This is a genomic window from Candidatus Pelagibacter sp. Uisw_121 (assembly GCF_047722545.1).
Lineage (GTDB): Bacteria > Pseudomonadota > Alphaproteobacteria > Pelagibacterales > Pelagibacteraceae > Pelagibacter.
On record NZ_CP159816.1, the window covers coordinates 360738 to 382501 of the forward strand.

The 21764-nt window shown below is 29.3% G+C and carries 27 protein-coding genes and 1 riboswitch; of the genes, 17 read left to right on the top strand and 10 right to left on the bottom strand.

Annotation, left to right across the window (positions count from 1 at the left end):
• Positions 1 to 109 precede the first annotated feature (109 nt).
• Genes ABXT52_RS01990 through ABXT52_RS02000 form a run of 3 tightly spaced genes read left to right on the top strand, consistent with a single transcriptional unit; the run spans position 110 to position 3133 of the window.
• Positions 110 to 1456: an aminotransferase class III-fold pyridoxal phosphate-dependent enzyme gene (locus ABXT52_RS01990; protein WP_415272217.1), complete on the top strand. Its 1347-nt coding sequence runs from the start codon at positions 110 to 112 to the stop codon at positions 1454 to 1456.
• Positions 1457 to 1497: 41 nt separating this feature from the next.
• Positions 1498 to 2610, top strand: a complete 1113-nt coding sequence (gene ald / locus ABXT52_RS01995) for an alanine dehydrogenase (RefSeq protein WP_415272218.1) — start codon at positions 1498 to 1500, stop codon at positions 2608 to 2610.
• 13 nt (positions 2611 to 2623) lie between these two features.
• Positions 2624 to 3133, top strand: coding sequence for a hypothetical protein (locus ABXT52_RS02000; RefSeq protein ID WP_415272219.1), 510 nt, complete (start codon positions 2624 to 2626; stop codon positions 3131 to 3133).
• A gap of 4 nt (positions 3134 to 3137) precedes the next feature.
• Here the strand turns inward: ABXT52_RS02000 and ABXT52_RS02005 are convergent, their stop codons facing one another.
• Entirely contained in the window at positions 3138 to 3800 is a 663-nt protein-coding gene (locus ABXT52_RS02005; protein WP_415272220.1) for a TenA family protein, read from the bottom strand.
• The gene (locus ABXT52_RS02010; RefSeq protein ID WP_415272221.1) at positions 3800 to 5293 is read right to left on the bottom strand and encodes a sodium:solute symporter family transporter; all 1494 of its coding nucleotides are present in this window, start codon (positions 5291 to 5293) and stop codon (positions 3800 to 3802) included. Before ABXT52_RS02010 ends, ABXT52_RS02005 begins: the two co-directional genes overlap by 1 nt.
• Positions 5280 to 5370, bottom strand: a riboswitch (TPP riboswitch). It overlaps the preceding gene by 14 nt.
• A 153-nt stretch (positions 5371 to 5523) precedes the next feature.
• Between ABXT52_RS02010 and ABXT52_RS02015 the strand changes: the two genes are divergently transcribed.
• From ABXT52_RS02015 to ABXT52_RS02035, 5 genes are all read left to right on the top strand, one after another.
• Positions 5524 to 6459, top strand: a complete 936-nt coding sequence (locus tag ABXT52_RS02015) for an ABC transporter ATP-binding protein (RefSeq protein WP_415272222.1) — start codon at positions 5524 to 5526, stop codon at positions 6457 to 6459.
• Positions 6449 to 7216 carry an ABC transporter permease gene (locus ABXT52_RS02020; protein WP_415272223.1) on the top strand — a complete coding sequence of 256 codons (768 nt, stop codon included), beginning with the start codon at positions 6449 to 6451 and terminating at the stop codon, positions 7214 to 7216. The genes ABXT52_RS02015 and ABXT52_RS02020 overlap by 11 nt, the downstream gene beginning before the upstream one ends.
• A gap of 37 nt (positions 7217 to 7253) precedes the next feature.
• Complete coding sequence (gene rseP, locus ABXT52_RS02025; RefSeq protein ID WP_415272224.1) at positions 7254 to 8387, top strand: RIP metalloprotease RseP; 1134 nt, start codon at positions 7254 to 7256, stop codon at positions 8385 to 8387.
• A gap of 140 nt (positions 8388 to 8527) precedes the next feature.
• On the top strand, positions 8528 to 8803 hold the full coding sequence (locus ABXT52_RS02030; RefSeq protein WP_415272225.1) for an HU family DNA-binding protein: 276 nt from the start codon (positions 8528 to 8530) through the stop codon (positions 8801 to 8803).
• 146 nt (positions 8804 to 8949) lie between these two features.
• Positions 8950 to 10251 carry an ammonium transporter gene (locus ABXT52_RS02035; protein WP_415272226.1) on the top strand — a complete coding sequence of 434 codons (1302 nt, stop codon included), beginning with the start codon at positions 8950 to 8952 and terminating at the stop codon, positions 10249 to 10251.
• 66 nt (positions 10252 to 10317) lie between these two features.
• On the opposite strand, the gene ABXT52_RS02040 is transcribed toward ABXT52_RS02035, so the two are convergent.
• Entirely contained in the window at positions 10318 to 10779 is a 462-nt protein-coding gene (locus ABXT52_RS02040) for a peroxiredoxin (protein WP_415272227.1), read from the bottom strand.
• A 7-nt stretch (positions 10780 to 10786) separates the two neighbouring features.
• Entirely contained in the window at positions 10787 to 11773 is a 987-nt protein-coding gene (locus ABXT52_RS02045; RefSeq protein WP_415272228.1) for a glycosyltransferase family 2 protein, read from the bottom strand.
• Positions 11774 to 11805: 32 nt separating this feature from the next.
• Between ABXT52_RS02045 and ABXT52_RS02050 the strand changes: the two genes are divergently transcribed.
• Positions 11806 to 12189: a rhodanese-like domain-containing protein gene (locus ABXT52_RS02050; protein WP_415272229.1), complete on the top strand. Its 384-nt coding sequence runs from the start codon at positions 11806 to 11808 to the stop codon at positions 12187 to 12189.
• A 1-nt stretch (position 12190) separates the two neighbouring features.
• Here ABXT52_RS02050 and ABXT52_RS02055 read toward each other — a convergent pair whose 3' ends face one another.
• Together ABXT52_RS02055 and ABXT52_RS02060 are read right to left on the bottom strand one after the other, a co-directional pair.
• The gene (locus ABXT52_RS02055) at positions 12191 to 12766 is read right to left on the bottom strand and encodes a 2-hydroxychromene-2-carboxylate isomerase (protein ID WP_415272230.1); all 576 of its coding nucleotides are present in this window, start codon (positions 12764 to 12766) and stop codon (positions 12191 to 12193) included.
• Positions 12759 to 13232: an ABA4-like family protein gene (locus ABXT52_RS02060; protein WP_415272231.1), complete on the bottom strand. Its 474-nt coding sequence runs from the start codon at positions 13230 to 13232 to the stop codon at positions 12759 to 12761. Before ABXT52_RS02060 ends, ABXT52_RS02055 begins: the two co-directional genes overlap by 8 nt.
• A gap of 37 nt (positions 13233 to 13269) precedes the next feature.
• On the opposite strand from ABXT52_RS02060, the gene ABXT52_RS02065 reads away from it, so the two are divergent.
• The gene (locus ABXT52_RS02065) at positions 13270 to 13824 is read left to right on the top strand and encodes a regulatory protein RecX (protein WP_415272232.1); all 555 of its coding nucleotides are present in this window, start codon (positions 13270 to 13272) and stop codon (positions 13822 to 13824) included.
• On the opposite strand, the gene ABXT52_RS02070 is transcribed toward ABXT52_RS02065, so the two are convergent.
• From ABXT52_RS02070 to ABXT52_RS02080, 3 genes are read right to left on the bottom strand one after another with little or no spacing between them, the layout of a single operon-like run.
• The gene (locus ABXT52_RS02070; protein WP_415272233.1) at positions 13816 to 13956 is read right to left on the bottom strand and encodes a hypothetical protein; all 141 of its coding nucleotides are present in this window, start codon (positions 13954 to 13956) and stop codon (positions 13816 to 13818) included. The genes ABXT52_RS02065 and ABXT52_RS02070 overlap by 9 nt on opposite strands.
• A complete protein-coding gene (locus ABXT52_RS02075; RefSeq protein ID WP_415272234.1) occupies positions 13956 to 14726 on the bottom strand; it encodes a 3'(2'),5'-bisphosphate nucleotidase CysQ family protein in 771 nt (256 codons plus the stop codon). Before ABXT52_RS02075 ends, ABXT52_RS02070 begins: the two co-directional genes overlap by 1 nt.
• The gene (locus ABXT52_RS02080; RefSeq protein WP_415272235.1) at positions 14723 to 14893 is read right to left on the bottom strand and encodes a DUF3553 domain-containing protein; all 171 of its coding nucleotides are present in this window, start codon (positions 14891 to 14893) and stop codon (positions 14723 to 14725) included. Before ABXT52_RS02080 ends, ABXT52_RS02075 begins: the two co-directional genes overlap by 4 nt.
• A 42-nt stretch (positions 14894 to 14935) precedes the next feature.
• On the opposite strand from ABXT52_RS02080, the gene mnmA reads away from it, so the two are divergent.
• Complete coding sequence (mnmA, locus tag ABXT52_RS02085; protein WP_415272236.1) at positions 14936 to 16051, top strand: tRNA 2-thiouridine(34) synthase MnmA; 1116 nt, start codon at positions 14936 to 14938, stop codon at positions 16049 to 16051.
• Here the strand turns inward: mnmA and ABXT52_RS02090 are convergent.
• Positions 16048 to 16746, bottom strand: coding sequence for a hypothetical protein (locus ABXT52_RS02090; RefSeq protein ID WP_415272237.1), 699 nt, complete (start codon positions 16744 to 16746; stop codon positions 16048 to 16050). The two genes, mnmA and ABXT52_RS02090, sit on opposite strands and share 4 nt — an antisense overlap.
• A gap of 165 nt (positions 16747 to 16911) precedes the next feature.
• Between ABXT52_RS02090 and ABXT52_RS02095 the strand changes: the two genes are divergently transcribed.
• The 6 genes from ABXT52_RS02095 to ABXT52_RS02120 are packed head-to-tail and all read left to right on the top strand — an operon-like array spanning position 16912 to position 21760.
• Entirely contained in the window at positions 16912 to 18087 is a 1176-nt protein-coding gene (locus ABXT52_RS02095; RefSeq protein WP_415272238.1) for a trans-sulfuration enzyme family protein, read from the top strand.
• Positions 18084 to 19304 (top strand): MFS transporter, encoded by a 1221-nt coding sequence (locus ABXT52_RS02100; RefSeq protein WP_415272239.1) that lies wholly within the window; start codon positions 18084 to 18086, stop codon positions 19302 to 19304. The genes ABXT52_RS02095 and ABXT52_RS02100 overlap by 4 nt, the downstream gene beginning before the upstream one ends.
• Positions 19305 to 19308: 4 nt before the next feature.
• Positions 19309 to 19959 carry a chorismate-binding protein gene (locus tag ABXT52_RS02105; protein WP_415272240.1) on the top strand — a complete coding sequence of 217 codons (651 nt, stop codon included), beginning with the start codon at positions 19309 to 19311 and terminating at the stop codon, positions 19957 to 19959.
• A complete protein-coding gene (locus ABXT52_RS02110) occupies positions 19934 to 20473 on the top strand; it encodes a chorismate-binding protein (RefSeq protein WP_415272512.1) in 540 nt (179 codons plus the stop codon). The genes ABXT52_RS02105 and ABXT52_RS02110 overlap by 26 nt, the downstream gene beginning before the upstream one ends.
• Positions 20470 to 21027 (top strand): aminodeoxychorismate/anthranilate synthase component II, encoded by a 558-nt coding sequence (locus ABXT52_RS02115; RefSeq protein ID WP_415272241.1) that lies wholly within the window; start codon positions 20470 to 20472, stop codon positions 21025 to 21027. The genes ABXT52_RS02110 and ABXT52_RS02115 overlap by 4 nt, the downstream gene beginning before the upstream one ends.
• Positions 20990 to 21760, top strand: coding sequence for an aminotransferase class IV (locus tag ABXT52_RS02120; RefSeq protein ID WP_415272242.1), 771 nt, complete (start codon positions 20990 to 20992; stop codon positions 21758 to 21760). Before ABXT52_RS02115 ends, ABXT52_RS02120 begins: the two co-directional genes overlap by 38 nt.
• Positions 21761 to 21764: the final 4 nt, after the last annotated feature.

Consider the following 21764-nt stretch of genomic DNA (forward strand, 5'->3'; position numbering starts at 1 on the left):
GTAGTATTTAAAATGATAGAAAAAACTACTTAGTGACTAAAAATAACTATAGAAAACCTTTTAATTTAGTCTATTAGTGAGAAAAAGAATTTATTAAATAGAGAAAAACATGAGCTCAGAAAATAGAACTTCAGTACCTAATTCATTAAATGAACATTGGATGCCTTTTACGTCTAATAAAGATTTTAAAGCAAACCCAAGATTAATTACAGCAGCTAAAGGAGTTTATCTAACCACTCACCATGGAAAAACACAAATAGATGCGAGCTCAGGTTTATTTTGTAATCCACTTGGTCATGGAAGAAGAGAAATTACAGAAGCTGTTACTAAACAATTAGAAACATTAGACTACGCACAACCATTTCAACAAGGTTTTGGTGGTTCATTTGAACTTGCTTCAAAAATTGCAAAACACACACCAGGCGATTTAAATAAAATGTTTTACACTATCTGTGGATCAACAGCTGTTGAGACTGCACTTAAAATTGCTATAGCTTATCATAGAGCTAAAGGTCATGCAGAAAGATATAGGTTTGTAGGACGTGAACGTGGTTATCATGGAATGAATATTGGCTGTATATCAGTTGGTGGAATGGTGAATAACGTTAAAGCATTTGCAAGTGTTTTGATGCCAGGTGTTCAACACATCAGACATACTCATTTACCTGAACATAAATTTGTAAGTGGTCAACCAGAAACTGGAGATTATTTAGCAAACGATCTAGAATCAATTTGTGCAAACTTTGGTGGTGAAAATATTGCCGCTTGTATTGTCGAACCAATTGCTGGTTCAACTGGAACACTGGTTCCACCAAAAGGGTATTTACAAAAGCTTAGAGAAATTTGTGACAATCATGGAATACTTTTAATTTTTGATGAAGTAATAACAGGTTGGGGTAGAACTGGTTCTAAATTTGGTGCGGATGAATTTGGTGTAACACCAGATATTATGACAATGGCTAAAGCTACAACAAATGGTGTTGTGCCTATGGGTGTTGTTGCGTGTAATGATTTTATTTATGACGCAGTAATGGATGCATCACCAAAAGGTGCTGTTGAATTATTCCATGGTTATACCTACTCAGGAATTCCTGTAGCTGTTGCTGCTGCATTAGCAGTTCAAGATATTTTTGAAAAAGATGATATTTTTAATAGAGCAAAAAATTTAGCTCCTTATTTTCAAAAAGGTTTATTCTCTCTACAAGATCTAGAGTCTGTAGATAATATAAGAGGATATGGAATGATGGGTGGAATTGATATGAAGCTAAACACAAAACCAGGAAAAGCTGGACTGGAATGCTTTAAAGCCTGTTATGAAGCAGGTGTTAACTTTAAAGCAACTGGGGACTGTTTAATTATAGCTCCTCAATTCATTTGTGAAGAAAAACATATTGATGAAATTATTGATAAGTTAAGAACTGGTATTACCAACTATCAAAAAAATCAAAAAAACTAAGACTTTAAAAAAATTAAAGTACCAAGAGGGAGATATTTGTTATGAAGATAGGCGTACCTAAAGAAATCAAACCACAAGAACATCGTATTGGATTAACACCCGACAGTGTTAAAACTTTAATATCAGAAGGTCATGAAGTTTTAGTTGAAAACAACGGTGGATTTGAAGCTGGTTTCGAAAACGAACAATACACAAGTGTTGGTGCTAAAATCATTGATAAAGCTGAAGATATTTTCAATGATGCAGATATTATTGTTAAAGTAAAAGAGCCCCAATCAGGTGAAGTTAAGATGATAAGAGAAAATCAAATTGTTTATACTTATTTACATTTAGCAGCAGCGAAAGAATTAACTGAGGGACTAATTAAATCTAAAGGTGTTTGTATAGCCTATGAAACGGTGACAGATGATAATGGAAGACTACCATTACTTGCACCAATGAGTGCGGTTGCTGGACGTATGTCAGTTCAAGCAGGCGCACATTGTTTAGAAAAAAATCAAAATGGTAGAGGACTTTTATTAGGCGGCGCTCCTGGAGTTGAAGGAGGAACGGTTGTTATTTTAGGTGGTGGTGTTGTTGGTGAAAATGCTGCTGTGATTGCAACTGGTATGAGAGCTAAAGTTCATATCGTTGATAAATCTGAAGCAAGGCTAAAACAACTTGTTGAAATGTTTGGTGATAAAATTATTCCAGAACAAAGTGATAAAATTGATTTAAATAAATTAGTTGCTGAAGCAGATCTTTTAATTGGAGGTGTTTTAATTCCAGGTGCTGAAGCTCCAAAATTAGTTACTAAACCAATGTTAAAATTAATGAAAAGAGGATCTGTAATTGTTGATGTTGCAATTGATCAAGGGGGTTGTGTTGAGACGAGCAAACCAACAACTCATGGTGATCCAACTTATATCATTGATGACGTTATTCATTACTGTGTAGCAAATATGCCAGGTGGAGTTCCAAGAACTTCAACTATTGCATTAAACAACGCAACACTTCCGCATTTAGTTAAAATAGCAAATAATGGTTACGCTAAAGCATTAAGTGATGACAAACATTTACTTGCAGGATTAAATGTTTGTAAAGGTCAAGTAACGTATAAAGCTGTTGCTGATGTTTTTGGACATGAATATGCTGACCCATTAAACACTCTGTAATATTTTTAAACTAATGTTATCGGATAAAATTAAAGACTATTTAAATGAATACATTAGTCAGGAAGTTTATGTCCAAGTTGCAGTTGCTAAGGGTAAAAATAAAATATCTACGAATGCTGCAATTAGTAAATACTTTGAAAGCAATCACTTTCAAGGTTTAGCTGAAGGTAAACCCTACAACACTTTTTTAGATGATCTTAAAGATAAGTGTTTAGGAAAATTAGCAAACTCTCCAATGAAGGAAAGTAAAACAGATGATGAGATTATTATTGAACTTCAAAGAAAACTTAACACATTAAAATTTGAGGAATTAAATGATACTTATTGGGAAGTTGAGACAGGTGAATATTTAAGTGGAGAGGATATTAAAGAAATTGAACTTGAGAGAGATACTTTAATTAAATTTTTAACTTCAAAAGATGAAGCGCATAATACGGTAAGTACCCTTTGCAAAAATTATGAAAAACTTTGCAAGGAAAAGTACCCAGAAGCCCCTTTACCTCTAGAAATTTTAAGCAACTAAAAATTTAGACAAAACTTTCCCAAAAATTTCTTTCAAGGATAGTTGATTTTTTAAAGTTTCTTTTAAGTTTATTTAATTTTTTAATCTTATTATTTTTTAAGAGAATATCCAAATAATCAATATTGTCTTTAGCTACTTGTTGGTATTCTTTTGAAGAATACATTTTAATCCAAGAACTATATTTACTTTTTTTCCAGTTTTTAATTTTAGAAAGATTAAACCCAATCTCACCATAGCCAATGATACATACTGATAGGCATGAGAAGATATCAAAATTGTCACCATTTTTACCCACACTGAGTACATGATCGGTATAAGAACTATTAGCTTTCTCTACTATAATGTTATTAAGAGATTTAAGAGGTATCTTCCATTTTTTACAATAATTGATGTGGAGTTTGATTTCATGATCAATTCCCTTAATAAAATTTACAGATCTATTAATTTCCTCAAAGTTCTTAGACTTATAAACACTAAGAGCTAAAATTTTAAGAAATTGCTGTAAGAAAACATAATCTTGAACTAAGTAATTTTTAAAATTTTTATCAGGCAGTTTATTGCTTATTAGATCAGATAAAAATCTATGATTAGTGTATTCAGACCATTCCTTCTTGCAGCTACTCTTTAATTTATAAAAAAAGGTTTTTTTATTATTATAAATACTCACTATTCCTTAATTGAAGTTTTAATCTTGGAAAAGTTAAAGTTACTATTTTTTTTAAAGAGCATCACTGTAATCATTGGTGTAAATGTTGCTAAAATAAATGACCAAAATAATAATGCTGTAGATATCCAAATTGGAAATGCTTCAGCTGAAAACAATCCACCAATTAAAATACTTTTATCGAAAGTTTGGTTAGGAAATAAAAGTAATCCAGATATCAGTCCAATTATAACTGAAATTAAAGAAAGTTTTTCATCAACATCACCTTTGAACATTCCATAAAAAATAGGAAATACTGCAGCACAGCATAACAAATCAGCAAATAAAAACATAAATAAGACGCTGTAACCTTTAGATGCGATCAAAAAAACAATTACAGATAAACCACATATTAAGTATTTAGAAAGCGTTAGATAACTATTCTTATTTTTTAAACTAATAAACTTATTTCCCTCAATAGTAATCGTACTTGAAAGTGCATTAATAAGTGTATCCATACTACTAATCACTAAGGCTAAAACTAAAATTAATATTGAGATAGTTAACAAAGAATTAATTTCAGTAAACGGCTCTAATAAAAGAGTAAAGAATAAAGTACTAGGGTCTGCTGCTTTATCAACTGATACTGCAAGAATTCCAAAGAAACCTAAAATAAGCATAAATGGAATTACAATAAAGAAGGCAGACATAAATCCTTTTCTTAAATCATCTGAACTTTTTGCTGCAAATACTCTTTGCCAAACACCTTGATCAAATAAGTTGGTTGCAAAAACTGCAATGAAGAAAGTTAAGCCGGCAGTATAGCCATAAAAATATTTACCACTCATTAATGTACCAGCTTTTTCATTAATTAAATTCATAGAAAAAGTGTTATTTCCAGAATTAAAAATATGATTGATAGCAAATATTAATAAGATCATAATTATAATAAATTGAATTTTATCTGTGAAAATTGAAGCTCTAAGTCCTCCATAAAGAGTGTAAGATAGAGTGGAAACAATTATTACAAGAGAGGTTTGCCAAAGAGGAAACCCTGACATTAAGTTAACAACTTTTGCGATCGCTGTTACTTCAGCTGCAAAATAAACAAACATGTACATTATTGTTAATATTAAAACTAAACGAAACATAGCTTTACCAAATCTAATTAGAACAAATTGAGTAAGAGTATTACCATTAGGCATAATTTTTCTCATTCGCTGACCAATAGTAATAAAGGCTAAGAAGGGTAGAGCTTGACCTAAGCCATAACCAATTATAGCACCCAACCCACCCCAAGTCGCAGCTTCTGATGGACCAATTAAAATCCACACACCAAAACATGATGCAACCAAGGATGCAGTTAAAGATCTTTTGCCAATTGATCTATCTGCATTTAAATATGAGTTAATTGAAAGTTTACCTCTTGAATAAACTATTCCAATAGCAGCAAAAGCTAATGAGGTTAATAGTAGAGTAATAATAGTAGTTGATTGATCTAAATAAATTGTGTTCATTTCATCCCTTCGTTGTGATTATACAACAGGTTCTTTGGGTATATTCTCAGCTTTTCACAGCACCCCAGAAACTGATATTCTTAAAAAAAAGAATATAAAAGCAAATTAAAGAAATAATTAAATTAAGTCAAATTTTAACCCCAAATTATAAACATTAAGAAGTGGAATAAAGAACTAAATAATCACGTTTGTTGAATTAACCTTGTTTATGACTATATACAGATCAATAAATGTCAGAAATTCAAATATCTATTAAAGACTTATCTAAAATTTACGATAATGACTTTAAAGCTCTTAATAATGTTAGCCTTAAAGTAAAACAAGGTGAAATTCTTGCAATGCTTGGACCAAATGGTGCGGGCAAAACAAGTTTAATCAGTATTATTTGTGGAATTGTTAAACCCTCTTCAGGCACAGTTACAATTGATAATTTTGATATTATAAAAGATTATAGAGAGACAAGATCAAGAATAGGGCTTGTTCCTCAAGAATTAAACCTAGAATCCTTTGAAACTGTTTTTGATACCGTCTCTTATTCCAGAGGATTGTATGGAAAGCCACCCAAACCAGAGCACATTGAAAAAATTTTAAAAGATTTAAGTTTGTGGGATAAAAAAGATCAAAGACTGAGACAATTGTCAGGTGGCATGAAGAGAAGAGTTTTAATTGCAAAAGCTTTGTCTCATGAACCTAAAATACTATTCCTTGATGAACCAACAGCAGGCGTAGATGTTGAACTTAGAAGAGACATGTGGATGGTTGTTGAAGAGCTAAGAAAAACAGGGGTCACAATTATCTTAACTACCCATTATATCGAAGAGGCTGAAGCTATAGCTGACCGTGTAGCTGTAATTAATCAAGGTGAAATTATTGTTGTAGAAGACAAAAAAGAATTAATTAAGAAAATGGGTCACAAAAAACTAACCATTGAATTACAAGAAAAAATTAAAGATCTTCCAGAAGATTTATCAAAGTATAATCTTGAAACAGGAGATGAGCATATGTCTTTAATTTATACTTATAATGTTCAAGCTAAAAAAACAGGTATTACAGATTTATTACAAGACCTAAAAGATACTGGTTTAAAGTTAAAAGATTTAAAAACAGAGCAAAGCACATTAGAAAAAATATTTGTTGATTTAGTAAAGGAAAATAATGAAATTTAATTATTATGGCTTTAAAGCGATATATGTTCATGAGATGAATAGATTTATAAGAACTATAGGTCAGTCTATTCTTTCACCAGTAATATCCACATCATTATATTTTGTAGTATTTGGTTCTGTTATTGGAGGTTATATTGAAAAAATTGATGGCGTTAGTTATGGATCGTACATTGTACCAGGTTTATTAATGTTAACTCTATTAACTCAATCAATAAGTAACACTTCGTTTGGAATATTTTTTCCAAAATTTAATGGAACTATTAACGAGATTTTAGCAGCACCTATATCAACACTTGAAACTGTTCTAGCTTTTGTTGGGGCAGGAGCTACTAAAACATTAATTGTTGGTGCTGTAATTTATGCAACTGCTTCTTTTTTTGCGGATGTGACAGTTAAATATCCATTGTTAATGATATTTTTATTAGTTTTAGTTTCTTTTACATTCGCCTTATTTGGATTTTTAATTGGAGTTGTTAGTAAAAATTTTGAGCAGATGTCTATCATTCCATCATTGGTGATAACTCCTATGGTATTTTTAGGGGGAAGTTTATACTCTCTTGATATGTTGCCACCATTTTGGCAAACAATCTCTTACTTTAATCCAGTGGTTTATTTAATTGATGGCTTAAGATTTTCTTTCTATGGTGTATCTGATTTTGATATTTGGATCAGTATAAGCTCAATGGTATTTTTTTTAGTGATTTGTGTAATCCTAGTCACATTACTACTTAAAAAAGGCTATAATATTAAAAGCTAGAAATTAGAATAATAAATAGTATTATTAAATTATAATCATGTTGTCTTACATATTACCCTTCATAGCTCTAATTGTTGTAGTTGTTTTTATTCATGAATATGGGCATTATTACTTTGCTAAACGATATGGTGTAGGGGTTACTGATTTTTCAATAGGTTTTGGTAAAGAAATGTTTGGTTGGAATGATAAATCTGGCACCAGATGGAAGGTTTGTGTAGTACCTCTTGGTGGATATGTTAAATTTTTTGGTGATAGAAATGTTTATAGTCAAGCTGACAATGATAAAATTATAAAAGAATACAGTAAAGAAGATCAAGATAAACTGTTTGTGCTAAAGCCCTTGTATCAAAGAGCTTTAATTGTATTTGGTGGTCCCTTAGCTAATTTTTTATTGGCAATTCTAATATTTTTTTCAGTTTATACCTTTGCAGGCAAAGACTTTACTCCAGCTGTAATCAATGAAGTTCAAAAAGATAGCCCTGCAATGGTGGCTGGTCTTAAAGACAATGATATTGTGGTCTCAATTGATGGCAATAAAGTTAAAAGTATCATGGAAGTTTCAAAATATATCATGATGTCTACTGATGAGTTTATCAATTTTACAGTAAACAGGTATGATCATGATCTAAACTTTAAAGTAAAACCTAATATTGTTGATGGAGAAGATAATCTTGGAAATAAAATCAGCAAACGTATGGTTGGTATTAAGCTTGGAGCTTATAACAATGAAGTAAATCACGTTAAACTAGGTCCTGCTAAAGCATTGTTTTATGCGGTTAATGAAGTTTATTATGTAAGCACATCTTCTCTTAAATATATAGGAAGTATGATTGTTGGAAATGGTGATACTTCGCAGTTAGGTGGACCAATTAGAATAGCAAAAATTAGTGGGCAAGTTGCTGAATTTGGTATTTTACCTTTTATAAGCCTTATGGCTTACATTTCTATTAGCTTAGGGTTAATAAATTTGTTCCCAATTCCAATGTTAGATGGTGGGCACTTAATGTTTTACGGTATTGAAAAGGTATTAGGGCGCCCTTTATCACAAAAAACCCAAGAAAGTTTTTTTCGAATCGGAATGTTTTTATTGCTATCATTGATGTTTTTTACAACGTTTAATGACCTAAAAGACGTGGGTTTATTTAAGTTTTTTAATAATTATGTTTCTTAAATAATCCTTTAAAATCAACGTTTATTTAATAAATCACCATATCTTGGGGTTTTATTTTTAAGAGACACTAATAAAAAGCTTGATTTATGGGCTTTAATGTAAATTATACAAAAATAACCAATAAAACCGGAGCTAAATAAATGAACAAAAAACAATTAATAACGCAACTTTCAGGTTCCCTAAACCTAAGTAAAGCTGATGCTGAGCGTACATTTGACACTATTACAAACACTATTCTTGATGCTTTAAAAGGTGACGATACAGTAAAAATTGCTGGATTTGGAACTTACAAAGTTGCAAAAAGAAAAGCTAGAGTTGGAAGAAATCCTAGAACTGGAGAGCAAATTCAAATTGGTGCTTCTCAAAAAGTAAAGTTTTTACCAGCTAAGTCACTTAAAGAGATGTTCAATAAATAAATAAGATCCAAATTCATTAGCAGCCTTTTACAAAAATGTAACAAGGCTGTTAGTATATGCAATCACTGCATACCTAGATTTCCCAATCAACAATAGTTTTAAAGACCATTACAAATATAAGTGAAAACTTAAACATGGAGGTCTTAATGACAAAAATAATAAAAAAAATATCAGTGCCACTTATTAGTTTATTTTTTTTAATAAACATGAGTAGTGCTGGAATAGCAGAAACCACTGTTTCTGCTGAAGTAGGATTTGTATTTAATACACTCCTATTTTTGATTTGCGGATTTTTAGTAATGTTTATGGCTGCAGGTTTTGCAATGCTTGAGTCAGGAATGGTTACTTCTAAAAGTGTTTCTGTAATTTGTGCAAAAAATATTGGTTTGTATGCAATTTCAGGAATTATGTTTTGGTTGGTTGGTTACAACTTAGCATACGGTATACCAGAAGGTGGATATATCGGTACTTTTACACCTTGGTCAGATACAAGTTCATTAGAAACAGGCTACTCTGCTGGATCAGATTGGTTTTTCCAAATGGTATTTTGTGCAACAACAGTTTCAATTTGCTCAGGAGCAATGGCTGAAAGAATTAAGTTATGGCCATTCTTTTTATTTGCAGCAATTTTATCTGGTGTTATTTATCCTATAGTAATGGGATGGCAATGGGGTGGAGGCTGGTTAGCATCTATCGGATTTTCTGATTTTGCTGGATCAACTTTAGTTCACTCAACTGGCGGTGCTGCTGCACTTGCAGGTATTATAATACTTGGTCCAAGATTTGGTAGATTTGATAATAAAGGTAATCCAAAAGCTATTCAACCATTTGCAGCATCATCAATACCGTTAGTTACTATTGGTGTGTTTGTATTATGGTTAGGTTGGTTTGGATTTAATGGTGGATCTCAATTAGCATTAGGTTCATTTGCTGATGCAGTTGCTATTTCATCTATCTTTATTAATACTAATCTAGCAGCCTGTGGGGGCGTATTAGCTGCAGCTGTGATCACAAGATTAATGTTTGGTAAAACAGATGTAGTGCAAATGTTAAATGGTGCAATTGGTGGATTAGTTGCAATAACAGCTGAACCATTAGCCCCATCTCCATTAGCAGCAATATTAATTGGTGCAATGGGTGGTGTTATAGTTGTATTTGGAACAAAACTATTATTTTCATTTAAACTTGATGATGTAGTAGGTGCAATTCCAGCCCATATGTTTGCAGGTATATTTGGAACTTTAGTAGTACCAATTACAAATGCAGACGCAACATTTGGAGCACAGTTGATTGGAGTTTTATCAATTAATATTTTTGTTTTTGTAGTGTCTTACATAGTCTGGTCAGTTATGAATAGTCTCTTTGGAATTAGATTGAGTAAAGAAGCTCAAGCCAAAGGTACAGACGTTACTGAAACAGGAGTAATTGCTTACGCGATTAGAGATTAACAAAATAACTTAACTCTCTCTCTATAAGTTAGTAAATAGGCCCCTTAGTTGGGGCCTTTTTTATTTCTAAATGATTTTTAAAGTTTCCAGCACTTCTTTAGCGTGATCTTTAACTTTTACATTGTACCAAATTTTTACAAATTTGCCATTTGGATCAATCAAGAAAGTTGTTCTTACTATACCCATAAACTCTCTACCCATTAATTTCTTCTTAACCCAAACTTTGTATTTTTTTAAAATATTAAGTTCTACATCAGACAAAAGATTAAATTTAATGTTATATTTTTCTTTAAATTTATAGTGACTTTTTAAATCATCCTTAGAAATACCAAATACATCACAATTCAATTTTTTAAATTTAGGTAATAATTTATTAAAATCATTAGTCTCAATTGTGCATCCTGGTGTGTCATCTTTTGGATAAAAATAAAGCACAACATATTTACCTATAGAGTTTTTTAATGAATAAATTTTTCCATCAGTTGAGTCTAAATTAAAAGTTGGAGCTTTAGTATTTGTTTTTAGCATAATTATTTTAATTTTCTTCCCATAATTTTTTATAATCTATAAAAGGAGATAACCCATAACTTGAATTTACATTTGTTAGATGTAAAGAAAGACTTTTTAATGGTGAGATACAAAATTCCTTTGTATAGATTTCGTTTAGATATCTTTCAAAAGGATTGTTTCTATCTAAACAGGTATTATAAAAGTTATTCCAATACTTATCTAGTAAAGATTTTGTAGTCATGAATGTACATAAAGTTTGATTAATTGTTCTCCAATGTCTTTTGTTTCCAATTAGAATATTTGTTTTTTTATTATCCATATAAAGGTATGGGTAATCAGCAGGACACATAAAAATATCTTTATTAACTTGTGAAGCTATTCTCTCATATGATGCAATCATTTCTTCCATCATAGGTTCAAAATGTAAGTAATCATCCTCAACAAAGAAGATTAAATCTTCACCATGTTCTTTTCCTAATTCAAAGGATTGAAGTAAACTTGCTAAATTTGAAAAAGTTTGATCATTTTTTTGTTGTTTGATTGTATCTTTGTATTTGTCATGATTTAAGGGAATAATACTTATATCCAAATCACTTTTATTTATAAGCTTCTTTATCTTATTTAAATTTTCTTCTTTAGACTTATCATCAACGATTATTGTCTTAAATTTAATGTTTTGGTATTTTTTTTTAGAAAAATTAACTGACCTTATTAATGAGTTTAATGCTCTTAAAGAATATTCGATTTTAGGCTCTTCAAATAATCTCTTTTTATTTTGATCCCATATTTCTACATCAGTATTAGTTCGAAATACAATCAGTACGGAATTTACTTTTTTAGTAATCTTTACTTCACCTAGTGGCAAAACAATTGACTTTTCATTTATGATTGAAAGATCTTCATTTAACTCTTTCTGAAGAGTAGGTGAACTAAAATCACTTTGATCAATTATCTCGTAACCCAAAACCTTTGAGAGTTTGATAAATAGTTTTTTTATGATGCTTTTTTTCATATAATTGTTTATGATTAAATTTTTACAATATTATGGCTATTAAATCATCACAAACCCTAGTCACTGAAGCATTAAGTGAAGTAAAAACTATTACAGCTGATGAAGCATTAAAACTATCTAATGATGATGCATGCACCCTAATTGATATTAGAGAAAAAGGTGAACTAGATAAAACAGGCAGAATTGAAAACTCAAATCACATTCCTCGTGGAATGTTAGAGTTTTGGCTGGATCCTGAAGGCCCTTATTTTAAAAGTGGTAAAATCGACATGAATAAAGAAATGGTTTTATTTTGTGCCGGTGGCTTAAGATCAGCACTAGCTGCTAAATCTTTAAAAGAAATGGGATTTGAAAAAGTTTCACACATTGATGGTGGCTTTGCAGCAATAAGCAAAAGTGATTTTAAAATAGTTTAAACTATTTATTATATTCGTCTAAAGCAAATTCTAATCTATCTTGTCCCCAAAATATTTTATTATTTACAACAAATGTTGGGGCACCAAATATTTCTTTATCATGTGCTTCTTGAGTAATAATTTTTAATTCATCTTTTATTTTAGGGTTTTTAATACCATCAAAGAAATCATTTGAGTTAATTTTACATTTTTCAAGAACAATTTTTAAAATTTCTTCTTTAGAAATGTCTAAATTATCTTTCCAATAAGCATCAAACATTTGATTTAGATATACACCTTTAACTTCATTATTTAAAAAAAGATAACCACGCATGATATTTAGTGAGTTAATTGGAAATTTAGAATTCCATATAAAAGTAGTTTTATCTTTTTTAGCAATTAAATCACAATCGCTTATCATATGTTTTAGTTTAGCTTTAATAAAAGCTGGTGCTGTTATTCCTTGTAAATTATGAAGGCCACCTAGAAGGACTGGTTTGTAATTAAAATTAACATCTTTATTAGTTTTAATTTTTTGATGTGCAAGGTAAGAATAGGGACTTATAAAATCAAAATAGAAATCTATCTTTCTAGTCATATAAACTAATTCTTTTTGCGTAAAAAATTCTTATAAACCAATATAGAGTTAACCCAATTGGCCCAATAAAGTATGTTATTAAAAGTGGAAAGGCGATTAAGATTTTATTAATGCCAAATTTCTGAGAGTCTTTTACAATCCATCCTCCACAAAATAAGTTTATAGCTAAAAAATGAGACCAAAATAAAATCAAAAATGATTTATCATTAAATAAATTTAAAATAGAATTTAACCCCAAATAAAGTTTAAAATTTTTAAAGAAATCATAACCTTCATTAAAGTGCGCGTAGAGCAAATAAGAGTAAACTAAGCTTATAATAAAAATAGGAAAAATTGATGCTATAAAAATTTTACATATTTGCGACTGTGGAAAAATTATTAACATTAGCCAAAAAGGCAAAACACCTAGATTTAACCATAGAAAAATCATTTCAATTGTAAAGTATGTATAGATTTGATCGATCATTTTTTAGTGTATTATATTATAAGCTATCAAGATTCATATGAGAAATAGAAAAAAAACGTTAAATGTTACAGTTGAGGAGATGAGAAACTTCTCGTTTGCATATATTGAAAGATATGCCCCTTCAAAACAGCAACTTAGAACCTATTTATTAAAGAAGTATTTAAAAGCTAATTTAGAAAATATTAAAAAACAAGATATTACAGATCTGATAGATGTTGTTTTACAGGATCTTGAAAAAAGTAAATTTATCAATGACAAATTTTATTCTGAGAGCAAATCTAGAAGTTTAATTCAAAGAGGTAGCTCTATTAATAAAATTAGAAACTATCTAATGATGAAGGGAATAAATGATAATTATGTCAAAGATACAATAGACAAGATAAAAGAAGATAACTCGGACCAAGATTTTTTTTCAGGTATAAAAATCTGTAAAAAAAAGCGAATCGGACCAGCAAGGGTAGAGGATAACCGTGTACTATTTTACAAAAAAGATATTGCTTTATTAGCAAGAAATGGTTTTGATTTTGAAACATCAAAACGAATTATGGATATTGACCAAGCTGAATATATTAAGATAATTAGATTACTTTAATTTCTTATTTTCTTCTTCAACAAGAGATTTAATTCTATTTCTAATAGCATTTTTAACAAATACAAAAATTAATAATCCAAAAATAGAAACAGATACTATAATTATTAAAATTATTCTTAATTGTTCATCCATTATAATATATTTTTACTTTTTAGAATTAAACTTGGATTTTTAAACTCAGGTTTTCCATAATATATTTCATTATAATTAAAATCAGTTACTTTGCCTCCAGAGTGTTCAAGGATTGCATGACCCGCAGCAATATCCCATTCACAAGCTCTTGGTTCAGCTACATACATATCAAATTCTCCAGCAGCAATAACACAAAATTTTAGTGAACTTTTCATTTTTTGAAAAGAATTTATCTTATATTTTTTATGAATTTCTAAAATCTCAGGTTTAAGTTCATTTGAATAGCTTACCGCTGTATATTCATTTAAGTTTTTCTTTTTATTCATTAAAGAAATTTCTTTGTTATTAATTAGCTCATAACTATGGGATAGACCATAAGAGTAAAAAACTCTTTTCTTAGCAGGAGCGGTTATAATTCCAATTGCAGGTTTTTTGTCTAATATTAACGCTGCATTTAAAGTAAACTCATCACGATTATTAATGTAATCTCTAGTCCCATCTATTGGATCAATTAGCCAAAAATTTTTTAGACCAATATCTTTTTTGTGGCTTGTACTTTCCTCTGAAACAATAGGAATATTTGGGGTTATCTCTTTTATTTTACTTGTTAAGATTCTATTAACTTCAATGTCACCATTACTCACCGGGGTATTGTCTGACTTAGTTTCTTTTTTTAAACCTGCTTCTCTTAAATCTAAAGCTACTTGGCTTGCTTTATTAAAAGTCTCTAATAATGAATGGGTTACTTTTTTAGTCTCTTCGATATTCATTTATATAATTTTTCTAATTTAATTACTTTCGAGTTAATCACTTTTTTTCCAACATTTTCAAAATTAACAGTAACTTTACCATTAATTATTGATTGAACCTGACCTATGCCCCAATCTTTGTTATTTTGGTTAGTAACCTTGTCACCTGGCTCATAATCTAAAATCATTTAATTTACTTATAGTTAATATACTAATAAATATCATTAAATATGACAAAATTGAATTCAATTGGAATAGCAAAAGAAACAAAAGATACACTGGTCGTTGTTGCTATGTCAGGTGGAGTAGATTCTTCAACCGTAGCAGCAATGATGAAGAACGAGGGATATAATGTTATAGGAATAACCTTAAAGCTTTATAACGATAGTAAAGAAACTGCATCTTCAAAACAATGTTGTGCTGGTCAAGACATAATGGATGCAAAGAGAGTTGCTGAGAAACTAAAAATTGAACATAAAATTCTCTATTACCAAAACAAATTTAAAGAGGGTGTAATAGATAACTTTATTGACAGTTATTTAAATGGAGAAACGCCAATACCATGTGTTCAGTGTAATAAAACAGTTAAATTTACTGATTTATTTGAGGAAGCTAAAAGATTAAAAGCCGATGCATTGGTTACTGGTCATTACGTAAAAAGTATCACGAATGAAAGTAATACAGATATGTATAGAGGAATCGATTTAAACAGAGATCAAAGTTATTTTTTATTTAATACAACAAAAGACCAATTAAATTTTTTACGATTTCCACTTGGAAATCTTCTTAAAGACGAAACAAGAAACATTGCAAGAGATCTAGATCTTAATGTTGCAGAAAAACCTGACAGCCAAGATATTTGCTTTGTCCCAAATGGTGACTATGCTTCAGTTATAGAAAAGTTTAGACCGAATTCCTTTAGTAAAGGTAATATTAAGAATATGAATGGTGAGGTAATAGGAGTTCATGATGGTATTATCAACTATACAATTGGTCAAAGAAAAGGAATTGGTGTCTCTGACAAAAATCCATTGTATGTAGTTAAAATAATTGCAGATAAAAATGAAATTATTGTTGGTACAAAAGAACATCTTGTTAAAACAAAAATAATTTTAAAAGATCTAAATATTATTACTAACGACCAAAAAGATTTTCAAAAAGATTTATTTGTAAAAGTTAGATCCACAGGAAGGTTAATTAAGGCTAAAATAAATATTGATAACACCACAGCAAATGTTAATTTATTAGAAGAAGAACACGGTATTGCACCAGGTCAAGCATGTGTTTTTTATTCAAAAAATAATAAAGGTTATAAGGTTCTTGGTGGTGGGTGGATTACAAATTAATTTTTATTTCTCCACATAAAATAAGTTAATAAATAAAAAGTTATAACACCCAAAAAATAATCCCATTCAAGCGCATGCTTTACAAACTTAAATGTATTTCCTGGCCAACTAATTATTGGAATAGCCATTATGGCTACAATCACTAATGTTGAAACTAAAATTAATTTCAATTTTAAAACTTTAATATTTATAAATTTAGATAATTCTTCTTTAAAAGAATATAGTGCAGCAACCAGATAAGCTTGTGCAGTAATTTCGAATATGATGAATACTAACATTATTATTCTTCTAAATAATTTATATAGATTATTATCAAATTCAATTCCAAGAAATATTGAATGAATAATTAGTGCAACGGCAGAACCCACTCCAAAAAAAATTATTTTCTTAAGGTGTTTATAATTTTTATTAAAATTTAATATTATATCTCTGTTGTAATACCAATATTTGATAAGTAAAAAAGATGTCAAAAACATTGCAGGTTTAAATATTAACCAGCTGGGGTAAGGTCTGGCAGCTCGACTAATAGAAAGACCACCATCTAAGTAGGGCCATAACGAATTATGGACTATGTCTTCTTGGTTAGGAAATAACCCATGAAACTGTGTAATTAATATCAGACAGGTATTTATTGCCACAAATGGAATAATGAACACCCAAATACTTATGGATTTAACTTTTTTAATCTCGTCCATTAAAAAAACTACTTTTTCTTATTTTTTCTCTTAGCTCTTCTTTTTTTAGAACCCTGTTTTCTTCGACCTCTATGTTTTTTTGGGTAACCCATATTATCCTATTATTAATTTTATTGACGTAATTCGAGGGATATAGCATTGTCCCTTTAACTTATCAAATTTTTTATGACTAAATCATTCAAGACTTTCCTCAAACATACAGCAAAAGATTACCATAATCAGTCAGTTAACCCTCCTGTAGTAAGAGCTTCGACTATTATCTTTAAATCCATGCAAGATATTAGAAAAATGCAGGATAAGAGTAAAAAAGATCCAACAGGTGGACATTTTGATTATGGAAGACAAGGAACATCAACAACCCATGTTTTGTCACAAATACTTAAAGAGATGGAAGAATGCTATCATGTATTTTTAACACCAACCGGATTTGGGTCAGTTTTCTTATCTATTTTTAGCGTTGTACGCCCAGGCGATGAAATTATTGTAGCAGATCCTACGTATTCACCTACGAGAATTTTAACTCAAGATTTTTTAAAAGAATTTAATATAAAATCTGTTTTTTATGACCCTCATAATTTGAAAACTTTAGAAAAGGCGATTACAAAAAAAACAAAATTAATTTTTGTTGAAAATCCAGGAAGTAATACATTTGATTTTCAAGATTTGGGAAAAATAGTATCAATTGCTAAAAAGAATAAAATCTTTTCAGCAATTGATAATACATGGGGAACACCATATTTTCTAAAACCAATTAAACTTGGCTTTGATATGTCAATTGTATCTGCTACCAAATATTACTCAGGTCACTCAGATGTTATGGGTGGAAGTCTTGCGGTTAATAAAAAAGTTTTTAAACAAGTTGATAAAGCGAATAAGATAACTGGTTTAAGACTTGGTCCTGATGATGCATATTTAATAACGAGAGGACTTAGAACTCTTGATGTTCGATTAGATAAGCATGAAAGAAGCGCAAAACAAATAGCTGAATTTTTATCCAATTATAAAAATATAAAAATTTTATATCCACATAAAAAAGATTCATTTAATTTTAGAATGTGGAAAAAATATTATTCTGGTGCCTCAGGATTGATGGGTTTGAAAATTAAATCAAAAAACAAAAACTCTGTAATTAAGTTTGTTAATTCTTTAAAATTATTTGGTTATGGATATAGCTGGGGTGGATTTGAAAGCCTTGCTTTGTATCAAGACAAACGTGAACAAGGTAATAGAGAGTATCTAAAATTAGCAAAGGATGAACATTTAGTTAGATTACATATTGGTTTAGAAGACCCAAAAGACCTCATTGATGATTTAAAAAAATCTCTTAAATTCATTAAATGAATTCAGAAAAATTTATTCAAAATAAAACAGCTTTAATAACACTGATTGCAGCTTGTGTTGTAGTTTTAATTTCTCTTGGAGTTAGACAAACTTTTGGTCTGTTTTTCATGGATTTTAAAAATGACCTAGATATCTCAATAACTCAATCTGGATTAGCAATTGGTATTCAAATGTTAATGTGGGGTTTAACAGGTCCTATATTTGGAGCCATTGCAGATAAATATGGTGGACATAAAGCAATTTGTTTAGCTTTTGTTTTTTATATTTTAGGGATTTATTTTTTATACGCTGGTCCAAATACTGGAATTTTTTTTCAGATTGATTTAGGACTTTTAGTTGGAATTGGTTTGGGTGGAACTGCAATTAGTATTCCAATGTCAATTGTTGGAAAACATTTTCCACTATCAAACAGAACTATAGCCATGAGCATTGTCACTGCTGTTGGGTCGTTGGGGTATTTTATATCTCCACTTTATACGAGTTATTCTTTAATCCAAAATGGATGGGTGGACACACTTTTTGTATTCACGATATTTTTATTTATTGGACTTATAGTGGCTTTCTTTGTTAGATCTCCTTCTTTAGCTCAATCCATTGAAAAACCTAACGATCAAAGTACCTTTGGTGCTCTAAAAGAGGCTTTTAAAAACAAAAGCTATGTATTACTCACATCTGGTTTTTTTGTATGTGGTTTTCACATAACACTGGTCGGAACTCATGTTCCAAAATATGTAATTGATAGAGGTTTAGAAAGTTGGACAGCTGCTGCAATTTTATCCTTAATTGGTCTATTTAATATATTTGGCTCTTTATTTAGTGGATATCTTTCTACAAAAATTAGTAAAAAAATTATTTTAAGTGCTATTTATGCATTGAGAGGAATTTCAATTATATTGTTCATATTTTTACCCGCTAGTAACATTAATGCATTTATCTTTGGCGCAAGCTTTGGTTTTTTATGGCTATCAACGGTGCCGGCAACAAGTGGGATAGTAGCTCATATTTTTGGAACAAAATATTTAGGTGTGTTATATGGAATAGTTTTTTTAAGCCATCAAGTAGGTTCATTCTTTGGAGCATTTCTTGGAGGACTATTTTATGATCTATATGGCTCTTATGATTATGCTTGGTATTTAGCAATTGCTTTATCTGTTTTTGCAGCAATAATACATCTACCAATTAAAGAAGAAGCAGTTGTAAGGTTAAAAACAGAATAGAAAATTGAATAAGAAAAACTACTTACTAGATTTAGATAATTCAAAAAAACCCTTTATAATCTACAAATCAGATAAGGGATTTGATCTTTATACGGATTTTTCAAAAAAGGTCATTTTAAATAATAACAATATTAAAAAATTTATTAATAAAAATAACAAATTGAAATCAACCCATAAAGAAACAGATTTATTTGTTGGTTTTTTTGGCTATGAAATATTAAATAATTTAATTGATGTAAAAATTAAAAAACAAAAAACAATAAATTTTCCAAAGGGAATATTTTATAAACCTGAAACAAAGATAAAGCTCTCAAATATCCTGGAATATAAAAAAACAAGATCATCGGACTCTAATGATTTATTTAAAATAAATATTGATAAAAAATCGTATAAGGTAGTATTTGATAAATTTAAAAAGAAAATAAAGTCTGGAGAAACATACCAGATTAAAATCTGCACTAAGTATAGTAATAAATCAGAAATTGATGCCTTGGACTTCTTTTGTAGACTTGTAAAAAGTAATATGGCACCGGAAGCTTTTATGATTAAAGATAAAAATTATTCAATAATAAGTTGTTCACCAGAAAATTTGATAACAAAAAAAAAAAAATTTTATAACAACAAAACCTATAGCAGGCACTTTAAAGAAAACTAAAAAATTAAATAAAAATAAAGCCCTTACTTTTTTTAGAAAAAACCTAAAAGAAACCAAAGAACACAACATGATTGTTGATATGGAAAGAAACGATTTATCTAAAATTTGTAGATCAGGTTCAGTAAAAATTTTAAAGAAGAAGACAGTTGAAGAATACAAGGATCTTTATCATTATGTGAGTTTAATTGGAGGTCAGCTAAAGAATAAAGTTACTTCATTAGAGATTATAAAAGCAATGATGCCTGGAGGGTCAGTAATTGGATGTCCAAAAATTAGTACATTAAATTTGCTAAATAAACAGGAAAAGCAAAGTAGAAATATTTATACAGGTAGCTTCGGTTACTTAAAGTTTAATGGAGATATGAGGTTTAATATTATTATTAGATCAATATTAAATTTTAAAGGTAAATCAGAGATCTCTGTTGCTTCAGGTGTTGTAATTGACAGTAATGCAGCTCATGAATTTAATGAAAACTATATTAAAGCAAAGTCGTTAATGGATCTTTACAAATGATATACATTATAGATCATCAAGACTCTTTTACTCACAACGTAGTACATCAATTTGAAAATTTTGATGAAGTGGTTTGTTCAAATTTTAACAAAATAAACGAAAATAAATTAAAAAAAGCAGATATTATTGTGTTTTCACCAGGTCCAGGTGCACCAAAAGATTATGCCCCAAGTTCAGAGATTTATAAAAAATTTAAAGGTAAAAAAAAAATTATTGGTATTTGTCTTGGGTTTCAACAAATTCTGCATTGTGAAAATGGAAAAATAATTGAACAAAAAAAGATTTATCATGGTTTTCAATCTAAAATAAAAGTAACTAGCAAAAATTCATTGTTCAAAAAAAATAGTCAGTTTACGGTAGGTCGATATCACTCTCTAAAATTAAAAGAGCCGTTCACTGCAAAAAATTTTGAAATTACAATGAGGTGTGCTATTTCAAATACAGCAATGACAATAGAAAATAACAAAGAAAAAGTATATGGCTTTCAATTTCACCCTGAATCCTTTTTAACTGAAAATGGTAACTTACTTATTAAAAAAATCTTATCAGCATAAAACCTACAAAGAAATTAATTTTAAAGATCTTTGGGGGGATAATGGTGTGTTCACGACCATGTGGATTTTTGGAAAACCTGCCAAGATACTTTTTTTTAAAAAACATATTAAAAATTTAATTAAGTCTTTAAAGATTTATAAACTAAACACCCCAAATCTTGAAAAAAATATTCTTAAATTAATAAAATTAAATATTGATAAAAAAAGATCTTACAATCATCTTCTTAGAGTTGCTGTTAATAAAAAGATGATATCAATTTCTTTAAGAAATAGAAAAACTCCTAAATTAAACTTTAATCTAAAGCTTATTAGCCATAAACGATTTGACCCTATGTATAAAAATCTTAAATATAAATTTATACTAAAACATTTATCAAAAATGGATAACACCACTTCAGACGTGGGTCTTTGTTATAAAAATACAATTTTAGAAAGTGGCACTTCAAACATGTTATTTGTAAAGGGTGATAAAGTTTACTCTCCTTTAAATAATATATACAAGGGTATTACCTATAATTTTTTTAATAAAAAATTAAGTAAGATTATTAATAAAGATATAACGATCAAAACTTTATCCGAATATGATGAAATTCTTCTTATTGGTTCTGGAAAAGGTGTTGCATCAATAAAAAATATTAATGAAATTAAATGGAAGAGAAAAAGTTTAAAATTTTATAAAATACTATCTAGTTTTTATAAAAGTGAAGTTAACAAATGTTCTATCTATAAATAATATT